General features: G+C 28.6%; 4 protein-coding genes. 3 read left to right on the top strand and 1 reads right to left on the bottom strand.

The genetic code is table 11. From position 1 onward, the window contains the following. The first annotated feature begins 400 nt into the window (after positions 1-400). Positions 401-670 carry a DUF1294 domain-containing protein gene (locus JJE11_RS16075; RefSeq protein WP_291637442.1) on the top strand — a complete coding sequence of 90 codons (270 nt, stop codon included), beginning with the start codon at positions 401-403 and terminating at the stop codon, positions 668-670. A gap of 805 nt (positions 671-1,475) precedes the next feature. Here the strand turns inward: JJE11_RS16075 and JJE11_RS16070 are convergent. Further along, the gene (locus JJE11_RS16070) at positions 1,476-2,270 is read right to left on the bottom strand and encodes a nitrilase-related carbon-nitrogen hydrolase (RefSeq protein WP_291637440.1); all 795 of its coding nucleotides are present in this window, start codon (positions 2,268-2,270) and stop codon (positions 1,476-1,478) included. Positions 2,271-2,395: 125 nt separating this feature from the next. Between JJE11_RS16070 and JJE11_RS16065 the strand changes: the two genes are divergently transcribed. Both JJE11_RS16065 and JJE11_RS16060 read left to right on the top strand, forming a co-directional pair. Further along, complete coding sequence (locus JJE11_RS16065; protein ID WP_291637438.1) at positions 2,396-3,232, top strand: YihY/virulence factor BrkB family protein; 837 nt, start codon at positions 2,396-2,398, stop codon at positions 3,230-3,232. 424 nt (positions 3,233-3,656) lie between these two features. Continuing rightward, the coding region (locus JJE11_RS16060; protein WP_291637436.1) for a sugar phosphate nucleotidyltransferase at positions 3,657-3,956 on the top strand (300 nt) is incomplete at its 3' end.

Here is a 3,956-nt window from a genome sequence, read left to right as displayed (position 1 = left end):
AAATTTCAATGTTTCTGCGCTTCTTATTGCAAGTCACTTCGGAGAAATTTCATGCAGTTATGTATGGAGTTATCGGGCGTGCCTTGCAGGCGAACGCTAAATGATAAGTTAGATTGAGTAATTTTAATGAGTTGATTATATTATGTGTAGTCTCGCAAGAATTTTATATAGTCCGCATTTAAAACATAAAAAAATACTGCATTAGGGGGGACCCTTTGCAGTATTTTTTGTGAATAAAATAAATGGATTCATATTAAATTATGGACAAGATTTTGAATTTTAATCATTTATAAATAATATTATTAGTTATAATCATGAAAACGAAAGTATGTAAAAGCATGGCAGATGGTATATAATGAGTCTGGAAACAAATGATATTCAATAACGGAGGTTGAAAAATATGGAATTATTTTTATGTTATATTTTGGCTATTAATCTATACGGTATTTTTGTGATGTATTCAGATAAGAATAAATCAAAGAAAGGAAGATGGAGGACGAAAGAGAGCACTATTTTTACGATCGCTTTTGCTTTTGGTGCTTTGGGAATTTTTATAGGCATGCGTTTATTTAGGCATAAAACCAAGCATAATAAGTTTGTAATAGGAATACCATTAATACTTATAGTCCAAGTATTTGTATTTTTAAAATACATTTATAAAATCATTTAATTTTCACGGTTTTGTCTTGAAACTTTAGACTTTTGAAGGTATAATAAAGGCGATGTGAAAATCAATAAGATAAGTTTAAGCCTGTGGATAAGTATTTAATAAAATTAAATAATTTTTTATAAAAACTGTATTTATTGACATAATATGGTTTATAAATCATATAAATATAAGAAGTTATCCTCTTTTGGGGGATAACTTTATTCAAATTGTGGATAAACCTATAATTATCTGAAAATATGTTGCAATAGTAATTATGAAATTTCTAGCTTTATTTGTTCTTTCTTGCAAATAACGGGGATGTAATTTATACTCTTCTTTATAAATATAAATTAGGAATATGAATATAAAAGTATATAGTGTTATGATAAATATTTAAAAAATTCATATATTATATAAACGTTTACAAAACTTTATAAATTCCATAATTTTACCTTGAAATTTTAACCTTTTGAGGGTATAATAAGGACAAGATTATACAAAGATTTATTATAGAATATAATAGCTAAACTTGAACGATTCATGATGGAAAAGAAACTTTATAAATAGAAAGCATATTAAGATATATTTTAAACCTGTGGATAACTATTCCGTAAAATTCAATAAATTTTCGTAAAAACTGTATTATTAGCATAATAGGGTTTATTAAGCATATAATTATAGAAAGTTATCCTCTTTTGGGGGATAACTTTCTTTAAATTGTGGATAAATTTGTAATTGTCTGAAAATACATCAGAATAGTAAGGGATATGAAAATAAATAACAAGTCAAAATAGACTATCCTAGGATAGTCTCGCATACTGACTTGTTATTTACTTGAATACATATTATAGTACAGTGTTTCTTTTCTATCTTTCTTAAGCCAAAAACTTTCTCTAACTACAGTTACATTCTCCTTATTTATATCAGCTATAATTAGACCTTCTTCCATATATAAGGTGCTGATTATATTTCCAAGTGGATCTATAATCATGGAGTCTCCACTATAGTTTAATCCATTTCCTTCTCCAACCCGATTTACTCCAGCAATAAAGCATTGATTTTCTATGGCTCTTGCTTTTAATAGGGTAATCCAGTGTTCACGGCGATCGATTGGCCAATTAGCTGCAACAGTAATTAGGCTCGCGGTCTTTGAAGCTATTTGAAATATTTCTGGAAAGCGTAAATCGTAGCATATGAAAGGGGCAATAGTAAAATCTAAAGCGTGAAAGAGATTTATTTCATATCCACTTTCATAAAATTTAGTTTCATTTCCAAAGGAAAAAGGATGAATTTTAGTGTAATTTATAAGAACACCGCCATCAGGCACATCAGAAGGCGCCACTACACAGTATTTATTTTTGCAGTGCAACGTGTCTTCTACATATCCAAAGCCTATTAAAATATTAAATTTAGAACTCATTTCCTTGAAAAATTCTAGGGATTCACTATGGATTTCACCTATTAAAGAAGTATTCATAGAAAAACCCGTTAAAGTCATTTCAGGAAATAGTATCATATCCACCTTTTCGGTAACTGCATGTTTTATGAATTGTTGTACAGTTTCTTTATTTTTAGTTTTATCTTCAAAGATAATATCTAATTGGGCTAATGCTAATTTCATATTATTGACCTCCTTTTAACTGATTACTAATAATATCTTTCTATAATACATATTATATCAGAGTAAGGATAGAATACGTAAATGTAAATAATATTCAAATTTTTAATTGTCAAAGGTGGTGCTATATGTTAAATAATTTAAAAGAACTTTTATGTAGGGTTATTGATGATGATATTACTGCCTTGGCAGCTCAGCTTACGTATTATTTATTATTATCATTTTTTCCTTTTTTAGTCTTACTACTTACTATGCTCGGTTATAGTAATCTACAAAGTTCGGATGTGTTAATATATTTAGGGCAAGTGATACCTAAGAGTACTTTTGATTTGATTTACGCTACGGTTATAGAAGTGGTGGATTCAAGAAATGGGAATTTGTTATCACTAAGTATAGTAGGTATACTTTGGTCAGGATCTAGTGGTTTCACATCTATAATAAAGGGATTAAACAAAGCATACGATGAGGAAGAAACAAGACCATACTTAAAAATATTAGCTATATCTATATTATTTATGGTAGGACTAGCACTTGTTATTATAATCGCAGTAGCATTAGTAGTATTTGGACAAATGATAGGTGGGGTTATTGTACAACGATTCCAATTATCTAGTAGGTTTATGTTAAACTGGGATATTATAAGATATCTGGTAACTCTAGTGGGAATGGTATTTATATTTGCAGCATTATATCATTTTACTCCATGTAGAAGACTTACTTGGAGAGAGGTAATGCCTGGGGCTATCGTTAGTACTTTAGGATGGTTAATATCATCTTTAGGTTTTGCATATTATGTGAATAATTTCAATAATTTTTCTAATATATATGGGGGTATTGGGACTGTGATAGTCCTTATGCTGTGGCTTTATATAACTTCCATAATAATATTACTAGGTGGAGAGGTTAACGCATTATTAGCATTTGAAAAAGAGGGGAAAGTAAAACCAAAGTGTAAGAGGTATTAAGTGTATAAAATTCATAGAAAATCAGAAGTTATAACTTCTGATTTTTTTTTGCGTGGAATTATAAAATTGCGTATTAGTATAGTAAAATCAATACGTTTACAGTGAATTGGTAATAATTTTGACTGGATTTGTCATGGGAAATCAAGTTACACTTAAGTCGATGACAAAAAAACTCATAAAAATGTAAAAAAGATAATATTATGTCGAATAGAATAGAAAATTTATAAAAACGTTACAGACACTTTACACACATTTTGTAGCATTATGGTATACTCAACCTTATAGTAAAGTAACTTTTATTTGATAACCTTGTAAAATACATAAATTAAAGTTGAATAATAATGCGAAAATTGTAGAAAACAATCACATTAGGACGATAGAGAAAATAGTTAAAATTACTTGAGATAAAAAGGAGAGAATTTACATGAGAATAAGAAAAGCAATAATACCAGCAGCGGGACTTGGAACAAGGTTTTTGCCTGCAACAAAGGCACTACCAAAAGAAATGTTACCTATAGTTGATAAGCCTACAATGCAATATATTATAGAGGAAGCAGTTGCATCTGGTATAGAAGAAATATTGATTATTACAGGAAGAAATAAAAAGTCTATTGAAGATCACTTTGATAAATCAGTAGAACTAGAACTAGAACTAGAAAATAAACATAAAGATGAACTTCTTAAACAGGTTAGAGATATATCAAATATGGTAAATATACATTTT

The sequence above is a fragment of the Clostridium sp. genome (assembly GCF_016650095.1).
Taxonomy (GTDB): domain Bacteria; phylum Bacillota; class Clostridia; order Clostridiales; family Clostridiaceae; genus Clostridium_AD.
The sequence above is the reverse complement of the archived record's forward strand: the minus strand, read 5'-3'. Positions and strand labels throughout refer to the sequence as shown.